Below are 16,539 nucleotides of genomic sequence, written 5' to 3'. Positions count from 1 at the left end.
AAAACAGCTTATGACCCAGGCTTTCATCTGCGATGCCGTGCGGACGCCAATCGGCCGTTATGGCGGCGGTCTTGCAGGCGTGCGCCCCGATGATCTTGCGGCGGTCGTGTTGCGGGCCTTGCTCGCGCGCAATCCTAGGCTCGATGCAGAAGCGATCGACGATGTGCTGATGGGCTGTGCCAACCAGGCGGGCGAGGACAATCGCAACGTCGCGCGGATGGCGGCATTGCTTGCCGGATTGCCCGACACCGTTGGCGGCGGGACGATCAACCGATTGTGTGGATCAGGGCTGGACGCGGTCGGGTCTGCTGCACGCGCGATTCGTGCCGGCGATGCCGATCTGATGCTGGCAGGCGGCGTGGAAAGCATGACCCGCGCGCCCTTCGTGATGCCCAAGGCGGGCAGCGCGTTTGCCCGCGACAATGCGGTGTATGATACGACAATCGGCTGGCGGTTCATCAATCCGCTGATGAAAGCGGTGCACGGGGTCGATTCGATGCCCGAGACTGCCGAGAATGTTGCCGAAGACTTTGGTATCAACCGCGCCGATCAGGACGCATTCGCGTTGCGCAGCCAGCAGCGCGCCACTGCCGCCATCGCCTCGGGACGGCTCGCCGCCGAGATCGTCCCTGTGACGATCCCCCAGCGCAAGGGCGATCCCGTGATCGTCGCCGAGGACGAGCACCCGCGGATGACCTCGATCGAGGCGCTATCGGGCCTGAAGCCGATTGTTCGTGCGGGCGGTACGGTGACGGCGGGCAACGCCAGCGGAGTTAATGACGGCGCGGCAGCGTTGATCGTCGCGTCAGAAGCGGCAGCGGCCCGTCACGGGCTGACGCCGCGTGCGCGGATCGTCGGCACCGCCGTTGCCGGCGTGCCGCCGCGCATCATGGGCATCGGCCCTGCGCCTGCGGTTCAGAAATTGCTTGCCCGGACCGGGGTCAAGCTATCGCAGGTCGATGTGATCGAACTCAACGAGGCGTTCGCCGCGCAAGGCCTTGCGGTGCTGCGGCAGCTGGGGATCGCCGATGATGCAGCCCATGTGAACCCCAATGGCGGCGCAATCGCGCTGGGCCACCCGCTGGGCATGTCGGGCGCACGGCTGGCGCTGACCGCGACCGAAGAGCTCGCGCGGACCGGCGGGCGCTATGCGATCGCCACGATGTGTATCGGCGTGGGGCAAGGGATAGCGATGTTGATCGAGCAGGTGTGATCCCGTCCGGCGCAAACCGCACGGTCTGTGGTTTGCGCCGGGGATCGGATTGTTACTCTTCGGGCGCAACTTTCGGCACCGGCTGGAAGTTGCGGACAAACGCTTCCAGCAACCGCACGCCATAGCCCGAAGCCCCCGCAGGCTTGAGGTCGTTGGCACCACCCCAGGCCATCCCGGCAATATCGATATGCGCCCATGGGGTCTCCGGCTTTACGAACGCGCCGATGAAGTGCGCCCCGGCACCCGCGCCTGCACCGCTGCCGCCCGAGTTCTTGATATCGGCGATCGTCGATTTGGTGTCTTCGGCGTAGCTGGGGTGCAGGGGCATCTGCCACAGCAGATCGCCGCTGGCATCGCCCGCCTGCAAAAGCTGCCTCGCGAGCGGATCGTGCCGGCTGAACAATCCTGCATAATCATCGCCCAGCGCGGTCATGATCGATCCGGTGAGCGTTGCCATATCGACGATCGCCGCAGGGTTCAGCATGGCATCGGCATAGGCCACCGCATCGGCGAGCACCAAACGGCCCTCGGCATCGGTCGAGATGATCTCGATGGTCTTGCCGTTCATCGCCTGCAGCACGTCGGCGGGACGCGCTGCGTTGCCATCGGGCATGTTCTCGGTCAGCGCCGCGACCGCCACGACATCGACCGGTGCGCGCGATTTCGACAGCGCCAGCACCGCGCCGACGACGCTAGCGGCGCCCGACATGTCGAACTTCATGTCGCCCATGCCGCTGCTGGACTTGATCGAGATCCCGCCGCTATCGAAGGTGATTCCTTTGCCTGCCAGCACCACTGGCCCCGCAGATGGCGCACCACGCCCGGTATAGCGCACGATCAACATGCGGGGAGGGCGAGCCGAGCCGCGGCCTGAGCCCAGGATTGATCCCATGCTGAGCTTTTCCATCGCAGGCACGTCGAGCGCCTCGATGTTGACGCCTGCGATCCCGGCAAATGCGGCGCGGGTGCGCTCGACAAAGCTTTCAGGATAGACGACATTGGCTGGCTCGTTGGAAAGATCGCGCGCAAATGCCATCGCCTCGACCAACCCCTTGCCACGATCGTCGTACGCCGTCCGCGCGGCCTCTGCGGCATCGCTGACGATCGTGGTGCCAGCAGGTGCTGAAGCTTCACGTGCCTTGGCCTGATACAGATCGGACCGGTATTCGCCGATTCCCATTCCGGTTGCGATCTCGGCCGCTGCTTCTGCGGTCAGCCCGCCTGCAAGCACCGTGATGGGGCCCTTGTCCTTCATCAGCGCGCGGCCGGCCATCACCCCCAGCTTCTGGATCGCTGCCGGGCTGAGGTCCTTGCCGGTGCTAACGACATGGATGCGGTCCCACCCGCCGATCCCGCGCAGCGAAAGCGTGCCCTGGTCGGTGTAGTCGAACTCTGCTGCGGTCAGGGCCCGGGCAATCGCGCCGCGTTCAGCTTCGCTCAGCAACGCGGCCCGGGTGGCGAGGTCGCCTTCGCTTGTCAGCGGCAGGACCAGCGTTCCCTTAATCCCCGCAGGCGAGGACGCGAAGGTCACTGCGCGGGGCTGCTGCCTGGCGGCCTTGATCGGCAGCGATGGGGTCACAGCTTCTGCACTGCGATTCTGGGCCAGGGCCGGAGTGGAGAGCAATCCTGCAGCCAGGACTGTAGCAAGGCACGCGGTAATAGAGTTGCGATACGGTAACATGGAAAAGGCACCCCTTATTGATGGCAAGAACTGTCGCCATTTCAGCAGCATGGCCCAACACCGGCAAGCGAATAACGGGAAATTGCCGATTTCCGCCATTGCGCATTGCAGCATAGCTCCCCATTGTCGGGTCATGTTCAGCCCTCCAGTCATCGCCGCCATCGCCTGGGCCGTCATTTTGGGCGGAGCCGGCGGTCTGCTGACCGAGATCGGCTCGTGGTACAAAAACCTGAAGAAACCGAGCTGGCAACCGCCCGACTGGCTGTTTGGCCCGGCATGGACGATCATTCTGGGGCTCGCTGCGTGGGCCTTGGTGCTCGCCTGGAACGGCGCTGCAACCGACTCCGATCGCGCGATCATCATCGCGCTGTATGCGGCGAACTTCGTGTTTCATTTTTTGTGGTCGCCGCTGTTCTTCAAACTGCATCGGCCTGACTGGGCACAGATCGAGGTGGTGTTCCTGTGGTCGTCGGTCTTTGCGATGTGCATCTGGCTGCGCCCGTATTCGGTACTCGCAAGCTGGCTTATCGTGCCGTATCTCGTTTGGGTGAGCTTTGCTGCAATCCTGAACGCCAAGATCGTCCAGTTGAACCGACCCTTCGGTACTGCGGCATCTTCTTGATTTGAACCAGGACGACCAGAAGGGTTTGCCCCAAAACGCTTGGTCTACGTATAAAGTGTGTTAACTCAGCTTGACACTGTTCAGGGGGTAACATGACCGATCAGAAGACGCAGATAGTGGTTGTCGGCGGCGGAGCAGGTGGACTTGAATTGGTTCGCAGGCTGGGCAGCAAGTACGGTCGCGACAAGCACGACATCATCCTGGTCGATCGCAATCAGACCCATATCTGGAAGCCGCTGCTGCACGAAGTTGCCGCAGGGTCGCTCGACGCCAATCTCGACGAGGTCGGCTATGGCGGCCATGCGGTGCGCTGGGGCTATCGCTTCTTCAATGGCACGCTTGAAAGCATCGACCGCGCGACCAAGCACATCACCACCTCACCACTGATCGATGATCAAGGTAAAGAAGTGATCGGGCGGCATCGGATTCGCTATGATTATCTGGTGCTGGCATTTGGCGGCGTCTCGAACGATTTCGGTACTCCGGGCGTGCGCGAACACGCGCAGTTTCTCGAGCACCGCGCGCAGGCCGACAGCTTCCGCCAGCGCCTGCTCAATGCTTGCCTGCGTGCCAATCATGAGCACAACACCGGCAATCCCGATGCCCGCGTCCGCATCTGCATAATCGGCGGCGGTGCGACCGGGGTCGAGCTTTCCGCCGAACTCTACAATGCCGCCAAGGCGCTGCGCAATTACGGGCTCGAGGTCTTCGACGAGGCCAAGCTGGAGGTGACTCTGGTCGAGGCAGGTCCACGGATCCTGCCGCAGATCGACACCGAACTCGCCGGAATCGCGCGCCACGAGCTCGAGCAACTGGGGGTGAGCGTCCGCGAGAATACGCAGGTCGTCAGCGTCTGCGAGCATTCGGTCGAAACCAAGCAGGGCGAGGTGATCCCCGCCGATCTCATCGTCTGGGCAGCCGGGGTCAAGGGCGCGGACGGCGTCAGCGAGATGGGCGATCTCGAGCTCAACAGATTGAGCCAGTTCGTAGTGAAGCCGACGCTGCAGACGACGATGGACGATACGATCTTCGCCCTGGGCGACTGTGCATCGTGCATCCTGCCGGGCGAGGAGCGTCCTGTTCCCCCACGCGCGCAATCCGCGCACCAGATGGCGAGCCACATCTTCGATAATCTCTGCCGGATTCAGATGGGCAAGCCGCTCAAGGATTTCGTCTACAAGGACCACGGCTCGCTGGTGTCGCTCAGCCGCTTTTCGACCGTGGGCAGCCTGATGGGCAACCTTGTCGGCGGGCGCATGGCGGTGGAGGGACGACTGGCCCGCTGGGCCTATCAATCGCTCTATCGGATGCACCTGATCGCGATCCACGGCTGGGTCCGTGGCATCTCGCTGATCGTGATCGGCCATGTAAACCAGATCGTGCGGCCGAAGCTGAAGCTGCATTGAGGAGGGGGCGGGGCCACCCTCGTGCCCTTGCCTCGGCCACGCCCGCTCAGCCTGAGCTTGTCGAGGCTCCGCTCCAACCCGGCCACGTCATCCAACCGTTCTCCGGCGAAAGCCGGAGCCCAAGAGCCAGATCGCGCTGCACCCTCCCTGGCTTCCGGCGTTTGCCGGAACACGGTGCTGCTCGGCGAGGCACACCATAGCGCGCGGCCTTCGACAGGCTCAGGCTGAGCGGATGTTGGGGTTTTTGGAGCGTCTCCAAACAAAAGTCTTTGTTCAGGAAACGACCCCATATCGGACATTTACGGCGCCTATACACAATCACCAAAGCTAGGCGGGCCATCGCGTGCTAGAAGCTCGTCTACAGCACTATCGAGCGCGTCTGCACTGTTGGCTTTGAAGATATCGTAGCTGCGGGCGACATCGCCCTTGCATAAATAATCTTGATCTTCGCTAGTTAAATTCTGACTTTGTTTGAACTTCGCAAGGGCCGCTGGATCGCCGCCTGAGTTGCGGACTATATAGTCATCGAATCTGCGGGCATAGCTAGCAACTCTGGCTTGGAATTCAGGGTCTTCCCCCGCGCGGCATTGCGTCCCGGTCTTCTCGACGAAGTATATGAATGTGCCGAGGCAAAGAACGCCGTTTCCGGGTGCCTTCGGTGGCGGTGCTGCAGAAATTAGCCCAACGCTTAGCGCACTTATAATCGCTAACTTTGCGCAGGGTGCCTCATCGAACATGGATTGCTGATATCCATTGTTTCCTAAAATTTCAATATCGTCGCCATTCCAGCCAAGGTCACCCATTACTGCGCACAGCGGCAAAACCCAAAAACCGGCATCTTTCCAACCCATTTTCGCTAAAACAACACCCCCTGCATCCCGTCCGCAGGCGCGCGGAACCCCTCGACCGACAGCTTCCACGCATGCCGGTTCAGCCCCGCGCGTTTCAGGGCGATGCGGAAGCGGGTGCGGATCAGTTCGGCCCAGGGGCCGGTCCCGCGCATTCTTGAGCCAAAATCGGGGTCGTTGTCGCGCCCGCCGCGCATGTCCTGGATGATGCTCATCACCTTGCTTGCGCGGTCAGGGAAATGTGCCTCGAGCCATGTGCGGAACAACGTCGCGACCTCGAGCGGCAGGCGGACCGGGATGAACGAGGCCGACAGCGCACCGGCCTCGGCACCTGCGGCGACAACCGCCTCGATCTCGTGATCGGTGATGGCCGGGATCACCGGCGAGACGTTCATGTGCACCGGAATACCGCGCGCAGACAAAGCCCTGATCGCCGCCAGCCGTTTGCGCGGGGCGGCGGCGCGGGGTTCGAGCGTGCGCGCGATAGCGCCGTCGAGCGTGGTCACCGATAGCGCGATCGCGACCAGATCGTGCCGCGCCATTTCGGCCAGCAGGTCGATATCCGCCAGCACCCGGTCCGATTTCGTTGTAATCGCCACCGGATTGCGCGCCTCAAGACACACCTCGAGGATCGACCGGGTGATGCGATAGTCCGCTTCGATCGGTTGATACGGATCGGTGTTGGTTCCCAGTGCGATGACCTTGGGGACATAGCCGGGCTTGCGCAGCGTTGCGCGCAGCAGCTTCGCCGCGTCGGGCTTGGCGAACAGCCGGCTTTCGAAATCCAGTCCTGGCGACAGGTCGAGCCATGCATGCGTGGGCCGCGCATAGCAGTAGATGCAACCATGTTCACAGCCGCGATAGGCATTGACCGACTGGTCGAACGGCAGATCGGGCGAGGTGTTGCGCGACAGGATCGAGCGTGGGTGTTCGATCGTTACGGTGGTCCGGAGCGGGGGAGGGCCGTCGTCGATGTCGCGTATGGCATCGAGCCAATCGCCGTCGGCCTGGCGTTCGGGCAGCCGGAACCGCTTTGATTCCAGGTTGTCGGGAGCGCCACGGCCTTTGGGGGACGGGGGAGTTGCCATTCAGCGACAATGAAACAAAACAAGAACAATTGCAACCGGCGGCTGAATGGCGCGGGTCAGACTGATTGCAGCCACCTTGCACAGACCTGGCCTTGCCAACCCGCGCCCCAAATGCTTTGAGCGCGGGATGCTCAACGTTCCTCTCCCCATCGCGCTGCTGGTGATCGGCACCCTGTTGCTGACCACGGTCATTGCAGGCACGCTGACAAGCCGATTCGGCTTGCCTGCGCTGATCGGTTTTCTGGGACTGGGGATGCTGGCCGGGGTCGATGGGCCCGGTGCGATCGAGTTCAGCGATTACCAGCTGACCCAGGGCGTCGGCGTGGCGTGCCTTATCTTCATCCTGTTTTCCGGCGGCATGGATACCAGCTGGCAGGCGGTGAAGCGGATGGTGCGGCCCGCCTTGGTGCTGGCGACGTTCGGGGTGCTGATCAGCGCGCTGATCACCGCATCGGCGGCGGTGCTGCTGCTCAAGTTCAGCTGGTTTCAAGGGTTTTTGCTCGGCTCGGTCGTCGCATCGACCGATGCTGCGGCAGTGTTCGCGATCCTGCGTTCGACCGGGCTCGATCTTGAGGGCGATGTTCCCGCGCTGATTGAGCTTGAATCGGGGACCAACGATCCGATGGCGATCTTCATGGTCGGCGCGGCATTGCTGTTCATAGCGCAACCGGGCGCGTCGGCGCTGGGACTGCTGCCCGACTTTGCCGGGCAGATGGCGATGGGCGTGGCCGTCGGACTTGGTATCGGCTGGCTTTTGCCCGAGCTCCTCAAGCGCAAGCATTATCGCAGCAGCGGTCTTGCGTTCGTGATCTCGATCGCGGCTGCCTTGATCGCTTATGGTCTGGCCGAACTGATCGGCGGCAACGGGTTTCTGGCAGCGTATATCGCAGGGCTGGTTGCGGGCAACCGCAGCTATGCGGCGCGGCGGATCATCTCGACCTTTCAGGACGGGCTCGCCTGGCTTGGGCAGGTCGTGATGTTCCTGACGCTGGGGCTGCTGGTTGCACCAACCAACCTGGTCGACGTAATCGTTCCGGGGCTTGGCATCACCTTCGTGCTGATGCTGGTTGCGCGCCCGGTCAGTGTGTTCATCTGCCTCGCGCCGTTTCGTTCGCTCGATTGGCGCGCCAAATTGTTCGTGTCCTGGGCGGGGCTGCGCGGTGCGGTGCCGATCGTGCTCGCGACGTTCCCGATGGTTGCGGGCGTGCCCGGGGCGTTCACGATCTTCAACATCGTGTTTTTCGTGGTGCTGCTGTCGAGCGTTATTCAGGGACCGAGCATGAAGTGGGTGGCCAAGCGATTGGGCATAGGCGCCGATGACAAGCCCAGATCAGCGCTGCTGGCCAGGAGGCAGCCGCTGTAGCGCCTACTTTTCGCGCAACCTGGGCATCAGTTCGATGAAATTGCAGGGTCGGTTGCGGCTGTCGAGCTGCTCGTTAAGGATTCCGTTCCAGCCATCCTTGACCGCGCCGTTCGACCCGGGCAGCGCGAAGATATAGGTCCCGCGCGACAGCACCGCGCAGGCGCGCGACTGCACCGTGCTGGTGCCGATGGTCTGGTAGCTGAGCCAGCGGAAAAGCTCTCCGAAACCCGGAATGTCCTTTTCCTTCACCCGGTCGAGCGCTTCGGGGGTGATGTCGCGTCCGGTCAGGCCTGTTCCGCCGGTGGAGATGATCGCGTCGATCTGCGTATCATCGATCCAGTTGTTGAGCCGGCTAACCAGCGCGCCGACATCATCACGCTCGATCGCGCGAGTGATCAGCCTGTGACCCTTGGCCTTGATCAGACCGGCGAGAAGATCGCCGGACGTATCATCGGCGGCAGTGCGCGTGTCCGATATCGTCAACAGCGCGATGTTGATGGGTTTGAACGCCCGGGTTTCATCGATTGGCATGATCAGGTTCTAATTGTTGTAGGTCGTGCCGACCCGCACGAGCTCGATTCCACTCGCATTCGGGAAACGCGGCCACATTCCCTGTGCCAGCCCTTGCGCACTTTTGGAGGGCACGCCTGCCTGTTTTTCGTACATCCAGTAGTTGCGCAGGATGATCCCGACATAGGCGCGGGTTTCCCAATAAGGGATCGATTCGATGAACAGCAGCGGATCGCCGCCATCCTTGACCTTTGAGTTCCAGCGGCTGACCGGCAGCGGCCCGGCGTTGTAAGCGGCGATGATCTTGGGAAGCAGCCCCTGCGTTTCGGGCCGGTCGCGGAGGAACTCGAGGTAACGCTGGCCATATTCGAGGTTGATCGTGGGTTGATAGAGCGCGCTGGCATCGAGTGCCTGGCCACGAGCGCGCGCCATATCCTGCGCGGTACCGGGGCGAACCTGCATCAGCCCGCGGGCATCGGCGGGGCTGCGCGCATCGCTGCGGAAGTTCGATTCCTGCAGGGTGTGCGCATAGACCAGCGCCGGATCGACCCGCCAGCCATCGAGCGGAACCCAGCGCGGTGAGGGGAAGCGCGCAAAGCTGTCTGGACGGCTGCCTTGCGGTCCGTTGTGCGCCAGCCACATCTGGGTCTGCGGCATCGAAAGATCCCGCGCCAGCCGCAGCAGCGGTTCATGCGCGCTGTCGCCTGCAATCTGGGCTTCGTGGCGAAGCACCTGATCGGCCAATGTCGATTCGCCGATCTGGCCGAGCGCGATCGCGCGGCGGACATTCTGGCGATCCTTGAGCCGCTTCCAGTCGGTATCGGTGAAATCGGGCGCATGGACAGCCCGTGCACTCATGCCAAGTTGTTCGCCCGCAAGCACGCCATACAGCGTCTCGCCATACTGGCTGGCAGCGCGCAAATTGGCTTGGACCAGATCGGGCCGGCGGCAGCGGGTCGCGGCGCGAGAGGCCCAATAATATCCCGCCGCGCGCAGTTCCTCGTTCCACGCACTGGCTGCAGCGCCTTCAAAACCCTGCAACGCGGCTGGACAATTGCCCAGCCGCCAGCCAGCCAGTCCCGCAGTCCAATGGGCCTCGCCCACCCAGTCGCCGGCACCGCTGGCAGCGGCCTGTGCCAGCGCCAGCGCCTCTTCATCGCGATTTTCGATGTAATACGACCACGCCACACGCTGCTGGAGTTCGGTGCGGGCATGGACGCTTAACGGGTCGGTATAATCGTTCAGCGCAGTGGCGGCGCCCACTGGATCATCGGCAACGATCCGCTCCTGGATCGTCGCGGCAAGCGCGGGGGGCACGGTGCCATCGGACACGCTGCGCGGCTTGCCCCGCCGGGTTACCCCCGCAAAGCTCGCCATCCGGACGGTCATCGGCCGATCGGGAAGGATCGTCGCGCCACGCTTGGTGGCAAGCCCGGCCAGGCGTTCGGCGTGCGGCAGTTCGGGCGCGCTGTTCAGCAGGCTGAGCAGGGGGCCCATTTCGACACGAGGTGAATTGGCGGCAAGAAACAACTCGGCGCGGGCGATATCATGGAGCAGGCCTTTGTCGCGGCTGTCCAACAGCTCGCTGGCGCGCGCCCAGTTCTGGCCACGGATCGCGCTGAACACTTCGGTGTAATACTGTCGGTCAGCCGACGAGAGCTGATCTGGGACATCGGTCCTGGCAACCCGGCTCGAGAAATAGCTGTATGATGAGGTTTCGGCCAGCGCAGGCTGGCTAACTGTCGCTAACGCCGCAGTGGCGATCAGGAATGATTTCTTGATCAACGTTCTACTCCACAAGCAGCAATTGCCAGCTTTGCCAGGCCATAGCCTTTTCCTGCACGATGCGATGGAGCATCAGGCCGGGTTTGCGCATGACGATGACCTTGATTGTCCGGCCACCATGGTTAAGAAAATGTAAAATGGGTGGCTTTTGCGATGGATCGTGGCCTAGCAGCGCTCTGGCGGTCTCTCCGCCTGCAACCACGAGCATTTCGGGCTTGACCAGGCCGATATGGTGGAGCGTGATGCGCCGCCAGTGATCGACATGTTCGGCCGCCGCGCGGCTGTCGAGCACCAGGCGGGGAAAGAACGATCCGCGATAGATGCTGTCCGGCGCGAACCCGGCAGCACGCGCGATATTGTCGATCAGCGTTCCGGCAATTCCGGACAATACGGTTTCGCGGTCATCGCGCTCGGGTGAGGCGGTGACGACCATCAGTCTGGGCCGCTTTGGTCCGGACGGTGCAAGATACACGCCGTCACCGCCATCCAATCCCAGCGTACCTTCGCGCCATGCTTGCTGAAATGCGGCAAGGTCCTCGGGCAGTATCAGTTCGGCGACAGGAGGTGGCGCAACCTTGGCAACCGTAGCGGCGGGTAGCAAAGGCTTGGGCTGGGCCGGCATATCCGACCGCGGCACGCCTGTGCTTCGCGCGGCTGGCAACGGATCATCCGCTAACCAGTCGTTGGGGGTGTCGTGGAAGTCCCATGTGACTCCGGCAATCTGCCACCAGTCGACAAGACTCTGCGCCAGCTTGATGTCGCTGTTCATCGCAGCCAGCACCATACGACGCCAAAGCGGGTTGACTTGGCACGCGCGGGGCTATTGGAGTGATTGGACAGATCCATGCAGGCTACCCATATGGCATAGGACTGGTCCTGAGCAACGGGGAACGAATAATGAGTGAACGCGAATCCATGCCTTTTGACGTCGTGATTGTCGGCGCAGGCCCTGCTGGCCTTGCTGCGGCGATCCGGCTCAAACAGCTGGCGGCGGAGAACAACGCGGAAATCGAAGTCTGCGTGATCGAGAAAGGTTCTGAAGTCGGCGCGCATATCCTGTCGGGCGCGGTGGTCGATCCGCGCGCGCTCGATGAACTTATCCCCGACTGGCGCGAGCAGGGCTGCCCGATGGCCGATACCCCGGTGACCGAAAACCACCACTGGGTGCTCAGCAAGACGTCGAAATTCGCGATCCCGCACATCACGACGCCAGGCTTCATGCACAACAAGGGCACCTATACCGGCAGCCTTGGCAATATGTGTCGCTGGCTCGCCGAAAAGGCCGAAGAGCTCGAAGTTCAGATTTTCCCGGGCTTTGCCGCTGCCGAGATCCTGTACAACGAAGATGGCTCGATCAAGGGGGTCGCCACCGGCGACATGGGCGTCGGCAAGGATGGCGAGCACAAGGCGGATTACACTCCCGGGCTCGAACTGCATGCACGGTACACCTTCTTCGCCGAGGGCGCGCGCGGACACCTGACCAAGATCCTCAAGCGTCAGTTCGATCTTGAGGCCAATTGCGAGCCGCAAACTTATGGTATTGGCCTTAAGGAACTGTGGGACATCGATCCCAAGAAGCATGTCCCGGGCCGGGTGATCCACACCCAGGGCTGGCCGCTCGATGATGCCTGGGGCGGTGGTTTTCTGTATCATCAGGCCAACGGGCAGGTGGCCTTGGGCTTCGTCGTCGCATTGTCCTATCAGAACCCGCATCTTTCGCCGTTCCACGAATTTCAGCGATGGAAGCTGCATCCCGAAATCCGCGCAATCCTCGAAGGCGGCAAGCGCGTTTCGTACGGCGCGCGCGCGATCAACGAGGGTGGCTGGCAGTCGGTGCCCAAACTGGCGTTCCCGGGTGGTGCTCTGATCGGATGCAGCGCGGGCTTCGTCAACGTGCCCCGCATCAAGGGCAGCCACACCGCCATGAAATCGGGGATGCTGGCCGCTGAAAGCGCTTTCCGCGCTATCCAGGCCGATCGCAGCTCGGATGAACTGGTGGACTATCAGGAAAACCTCAACAACAGCTGGATCGCCGAGGAGCTGAAGCTGGTCAAGAATGTCGAGCCTTGCGTCGACAAGTTCGGCGGCACGATGGGGACAGTCCTGGGCGGCATCGATATGTGGATGCGCAACCTGGGTATCGGTCTGCCGTTCACGATGAAGCACGATCCCGATTACAAGCACATGGGCCGTGCTGACCTCTACAAGCCGATCGATTATCCCAAGCCCGATGGTGTCATCACCTTCGACCGGCTGTCGTCGGTGTTCCTGTCGAACACCAACCACGAGGAGGACCAGCCGGTCCATCTGAAGCTCAAGGATGAATCGCTGCCGGTGACGTACAACCTGCCGTTGTACGACGAGCCGGCGCAGCGGTATTGCCCCGCCGGGGTTTACGAGATCGTCGGCGAGGAAGAGGGCAACCCCCGCTTCCAGATCAACGCGCAGAATTGCGTCCATTGCAAGACCTGCGACATCAAGGAAATGAGCCAGAACATCAACTGGGTGGTGCCTGAAGGCGGCGGCGGGCCCAACTATCCGAACATGTGATGCCACAAAATCCTCCCCTCGCCGGGGAGGATTTGAGCGACGGGACCTCCGTGCTGATTGAAACCGCCTTTGCCAAGGTCAACCTCGCGCTGCATGTCCGGCGGCGGCGCGAGGATGGCTATCATGCAATCGAGAGCCTGTTTGCTTTTGTCGATGACGGCGATGTCTTGCGGGCCGAGCGGCGAGATGATGGCGCGCTGACGCTGAAGATCGACGGGCCATTTGCGGCTGGGTTGGATGACGGGCCGAGCAATCTGGTGCTTCGCGCTGCGCTCGAACTTGCCCACTGCGTCTGTCCCTCGACTTCGCTCGGAAACTCGGAAGGGGGGTCGCAAGATCCCCTGCCGCATTGGGGCGCCAGCCTTTACCTCACCAAGAACCTTCCGGTCGCTTCGGGAATTGGCGGTGGGTCGGCCGATGCTGCGGCTGCGCTGCGGCTGCTCAACAGGCTTTGGGACTGCCGCCTCGACGATTCGGCTTTGTGCGTGATTGCAGAGAGCCTGGGATCCGACATCCCGGCGTGCGTGATCAGCCGGACACTCCGGGTAGAAGGTCGCGGCGAGGCGTTGCAGCCGCTCGAACTCGCCGGTCTGTCGAGTGCGCCCATCCTGCTGGTCAACCCGGGCGTTCCGTTGGGCACGGCGCCGGTGTTCAAGGGCTGGGACCAGTATGACCGCGGCGCGCTGGACAGTTCCAGCCTGCGAGCGATTATCACCGAGGGGCGAAATGACCTCGAACCTTCGGCGCGCGTACTGATGCCTGAAATTGGTGCAGTGCTCGATGTGCTGGCGATCCAGTCCGGTGTCGAACTCGCACGGATGTCGGGGAGCGGGGCGACCTGTTTCGCCCTGTTCGAGACGACCGCTGCCGCTGAAGCGGCCCAGCGTGCCATCGCGCGCGCATATCCCGATTGGTGGACGATGTGTGGATCACTGCGATGAACGGCTTCTTGCCTTATGAGATCATTGGGCATCAGCCTGCAGCGGCAGGCGCAAACATCCTGATCGTCGCCGACCATGCCAGCAACCAGGTGCCCGACAGGATCAATCTCGGCATCGGCCCTCAGGACCTCGAAAAACACATCGCGATCGATATCGGTGTAGCGAGCGTCACCCGCGCGCTGTGCGCATCATTGGGCTGCGGCGCAGTGCTCGCCAACGTGTCGCGGCTGGTAATCGACTTCAACCGTGAGGAGGATGCACCAGGCCTGATCCCGACGATCAGTGACGGCGTTTCGATACCCGGCAATATGGAAGTCGATGCCGAAGCACGGCTCGCGCGGTATCACCGGCCTTACCACGCCGCAGTGAGTTGCACGCTCGATGCGATCGAACGCCCTTTTATCCTGTCACTGCACAGCTTCACACCGCGGCTGGCTTCCCGACCTGCGGAGCAGCGCCCCTGGGACGTGGGTATCCTCTACAACAAGGATGATCGCGCCGCACAGATTGCCATCGAGATGCTGAACGGCACGGGACTGTTGGTCGGTGATCAGCTGCCCTATTCGGGCACCGTGCTCAATGCGACGATGAACCTGCACGGCGAGGCGCGCGGGATACCCTATCTGGGGGTCGAGATGCGACAGGATCTTGTCGGAGATGATGCGGGCGCGCAGCGGATGATGACTCTGCTCGCGCCCGTTTTGCTCGCCTGCAGCAACAGACTTGCGTAACGGCTGCGATTTTGGAAAGAGCGCCACCAAAGAAAGGCCTCATGATGACACATTCGTTCGATAAGTCGAAACTGCCCAGCCGCCACGTCTCGGTCGGACCGGAACGCGCGCCGCACCGCAGCTATTATTACGCCATGGGGTTGACCGAGGAAGAGATCGCACGGCCCTTCGTCGGGATCGCCAGCGCGGGCAACGACAGCGCGCCGTGCAACACCACCTTGAATGCACAGGCCGATGTCTGCCGCGATGGCGTCAATGCAGCGGGCGGTATGCCGCGCCGGTTCAACACCATCACCGTCACCGACGGCATCGCGATGGGTCACCAAGGCATGAAAAGCTCATTGGTCAGCCGTGAGGTTATCGCAGATTCGGTCGAGCTGTCGGTCCGCGGACATTGCTACGATGCGTTGGTCGGTTTTGCCGGGTGCGACAAATCGCTGCCTGGAATGATGATGGCGATGCTCCGTCTCAACGTGCCGTCGATCTTCGTTTATGGCGGATCGATCCTACCCGGCCATTACGGCGGCAAGGATGTCACCGTCGTCGATGTGTTTGAGGCGGTCGGCCAGCATGCGGCAGGCAACTGTCCGCTCAAGGATCTGATCGCGCTCGAGAAGGTCGCTTGCCCCGGGCACGGCGCATGTGGCGGCCAGTTTACCGCCAACACCATGGCCTGTGTTGGCGAGGCGATCGGGCTTTCGCTGCCCAACAGCAACATGGTGCCCGCACCCTACCAGACCCGCGCGGAAATCGCGACGGCAGCAGGCGCCCAGGTGATGGAGCTGCTCGCGCGCAACATCAGGCCGCGTGACATCTGTACCCGTGAAGCTTTTGAAAACGCTGCAAGAGTTGTCGCGGCCACCGGTGGCTCGACCAATGGTGCGCTGCATCTCCCGGCGATGGCGAGCGAAGCAGGGATCGAGTTCGACCTGTTCGACGTCGCCGAAATGTTCAAGTCGACGCCATATATCGCCGATCTCAAGCCCGGCGGCCGGTATGTCGCCAAGGACATGCATGAAGCGGGCGGCGTCTACATGCTGATGAAGACGATGCTTGCGAACGGTCTGCTGCATGGCAACTGCATGACCGTGACCGGCAAGACTCTGGGCGAGAACATCGACGAGGTGACCTGGAACCCTGACCAGAAGGTCATCTATGACGTCAAGACGCCGCTCAGCCCCACCGGGGGCGTCGTCGGGCTGAAGGGGTCGCTGGCTCCCGATGGCGCGATCGTCAAGGTTGCCGGGATGGCGCGGCTGCAGTTCACCGGCCCGGCGCAGGTGTTCGATTGTGAGGAAGACTGCTTTGCGGCGGTCGAGGCACGGCAGATCAAGGAAGGCTCGGTCATCGTCATCCGCTATGAAGGACCCAAGGGCGGCCCCGGAATGCGCGAGATGCTGTCGACCACCGCCGCGCTGTATGGCCAGGGCATGGGCGAGAGCGTCGCATTGATCACCGACGGACGCTTCTCGGGCGGGACGCGCGGCTTCTGTATCGGCCATGTCGGGCCTGAAGCAGCCGATGGCGGCCCGATCGCTCTGGTTGAAGATGGCGACATCATCGCGATTGATGCCGAGGCGGGTACGATCGACCTGCTGGTCGAGGACGCTGTCCTGGCCGAACGACGCAAGGCCTGGCAGCCGCGCACCAACGATTATCAATCGGGTGCGCTGTGGCGCTACGCCCAGAATGTGGGACCTGCGAGCAAGGGTGCGCTCACGCATCCCGGCGCCAAGGCGGAGCGACATGTTTATGCGGACATCTGATCCTTTTTCGCTGCTCATTGCGACCGTCATTTTGG

Annotated in this window: 14 protein-coding genes; 8 read left to right on the top strand and 6 right to left on the bottom strand. The window is 62.5% G+C overall.

Annotated elements, in window-relative coordinates; all coding sequences use genetic code 11:
* Positions 1-10: 10 nt before the first annotated feature.
* Positions 11-1,213, top strand: a complete 1,203-nt coding sequence (pcaF, locus tag IEW00_RS13315) for a 3-oxoadipyl-CoA thiolase (protein WP_188514885.1) — start codon at positions 11-13, stop codon at positions 1,211-1,213.
* A gap of 52 nt (positions 1,214-1,265) precedes the next feature.
* Here pcaF and IEW00_RS13310 read toward each other — a convergent pair whose 3' ends face one another.
* Positions 1,266-2,792 carry a leucyl aminopeptidase gene (locus IEW00_RS13310; RefSeq protein ID WP_229737035.1) on the bottom strand — a complete coding sequence of 509 codons (1,527 nt, stop codon included), beginning with the start codon at positions 2,790-2,792 and terminating at the stop codon, positions 1,266-1,268.
* Positions 2,793-2,892: 100 nt separating this feature from the next.
* Between IEW00_RS13310 and IEW00_RS13305 the strand changes: the two genes are divergently transcribed.
* On the top strand, positions 2,893-3,516 hold the full coding sequence (locus IEW00_RS13305; protein ID WP_308419338.1) for a TspO/MBR family protein: 624 nt from the start codon (positions 2,893-2,895) through the stop codon (positions 3,514-3,516).
* Positions 3,517-3,608: 92 nt separating this feature from the next.
* Positions 3,609-4,922, top strand: coding sequence for an NAD(P)/FAD-dependent oxidoreductase (locus IEW00_RS13300; protein WP_188514883.1), 1,314 nt, complete (start codon positions 3,609-3,611; stop codon positions 4,920-4,922).
* 308 nt (positions 4,923-5,230) lie between these two features.
* Here IEW00_RS13300 and IEW00_RS13295 read toward each other — a convergent pair whose 3' ends face one another.
* Together IEW00_RS13295 and IEW00_RS13290 are read right to left on the bottom strand one after the other, a co-directional pair.
* Complete coding sequence (locus tag IEW00_RS13295; RefSeq protein WP_188514882.1) at positions 5,231-5,773, bottom strand: hypothetical protein; 543 nt, start codon at positions 5,771-5,773, stop codon at positions 5,231-5,233.
* A gap of 5 nt (positions 5,774-5,778) precedes the next feature.
* Positions 5,779-6,858, bottom strand: coding sequence for a PA0069 family radical SAM protein (locus IEW00_RS13290; RefSeq protein ID WP_188514881.1), 1,080 nt, complete (start codon positions 6,856-6,858; stop codon positions 5,779-5,781).
* 127 nt (positions 6,859-6,985) lie between these two features.
* Between IEW00_RS13290 and IEW00_RS13285 the strand changes: the two genes are divergently transcribed.
* Entirely contained in the window at positions 6,986-8,221 is a 1,236-nt protein-coding gene (locus tag IEW00_RS13285) for a potassium/proton antiporter (protein ID WP_188514880.1), read from the top strand.
* Positions 8,222-8,224: 3 nt separating this feature from the next.
* Here IEW00_RS13285 and moaB read toward each other — a convergent pair whose 3' ends face one another.
* The 3 genes from moaB to IEW00_RS13270 are packed head-to-tail and all read right to left on the bottom strand — an operon-like array spanning position 8,225 to position 11,285.
* On the bottom strand, positions 8,225-8,752 hold the full coding sequence (gene moaB, locus IEW00_RS13280; RefSeq protein ID WP_188514879.1) for a molybdenum cofactor biosynthesis protein B: 528 nt from the start codon (positions 8,750-8,752) through the stop codon (positions 8,225-8,227).
* A 9-nt stretch (positions 8,753-8,761) separates the two neighbouring features.
* Positions 8,762-10,516: a lytic transglycosylase domain-containing protein gene (locus IEW00_RS13275; RefSeq protein ID WP_188514878.1), complete on the bottom strand. Its 1,755-nt coding sequence runs from the start codon at positions 10,514-10,516 to the stop codon at positions 8,762-8,764.
* Positions 10,517-10,520: 4 nt separating this feature from the next.
* The gene (locus IEW00_RS13270; protein ID WP_188514877.1) at positions 10,521-11,285 is read right to left on the bottom strand and encodes a uracil-DNA glycosylase family protein; all 765 of its coding nucleotides are present in this window, start codon (positions 11,283-11,285) and stop codon (positions 10,521-10,523) included.
* 128 nt (positions 11,286-11,413) lie between these two features.
* On the opposite strand from IEW00_RS13270, the gene IEW00_RS13265 reads away from it, so the two are divergent.
* The 4 genes from IEW00_RS13265 to ilvD are packed head-to-tail and all read left to right on the top strand — an operon-like array spanning position 11,414 to position 16,504.
* Positions 11,414-13,066 carry an electron transfer flavoprotein-ubiquinone oxidoreductase gene (locus tag IEW00_RS13265; RefSeq protein WP_188514876.1) on the top strand — a complete coding sequence of 551 codons (1,653 nt, stop codon included), beginning with the start codon at positions 11,414-11,416 and terminating at the stop codon, positions 13,064-13,066.
* Positions 13,066-14,007 (top strand): 4-(cytidine 5'-diphospho)-2-C-methyl-D-erythritol kinase, encoded by a 942-nt coding sequence (locus tag IEW00_RS13260; RefSeq protein WP_188514875.1) that lies wholly within the window; start codon positions 13,066-13,068, stop codon positions 14,005-14,007. Before IEW00_RS13265 ends, IEW00_RS13260 begins: the two co-directional genes overlap by 1 nt.
* Positions 14,004-14,738, top strand: a complete 735-nt coding sequence (locus tag IEW00_RS13255) for an N-formylglutamate amidohydrolase (protein WP_188514874.1) — start codon at positions 14,004-14,006, stop codon at positions 14,736-14,738. The genes IEW00_RS13260 and IEW00_RS13255 overlap by 4 nt, the downstream gene beginning before the upstream one ends.
* Before the next feature lie 44 nt (positions 14,739-14,782).
* Positions 14,783-16,504 (top strand): dihydroxy-acid dehydratase, encoded by a 1,722-nt coding sequence (ilvD, locus tag IEW00_RS13250; RefSeq protein WP_188514949.1) that lies wholly within the window; start codon positions 14,783-14,785, stop codon positions 16,502-16,504.
* Positions 16,505-16,539 lie beyond the last annotated feature (35 nt).

The sequence above is a fragment of the Blastomonas aquatica genome, from assembly GCF_014639875.1.
Classification (GTDB): Bacteria; Pseudomonadota; Alphaproteobacteria; order Sphingomonadales; family Sphingomonadaceae; genus Blastomonas; species Blastomonas aquatica.
Note: the sequence above shows the minus strand (reverse complement) of the source record. Positions and strands in the feature narration are given on the sequence as shown.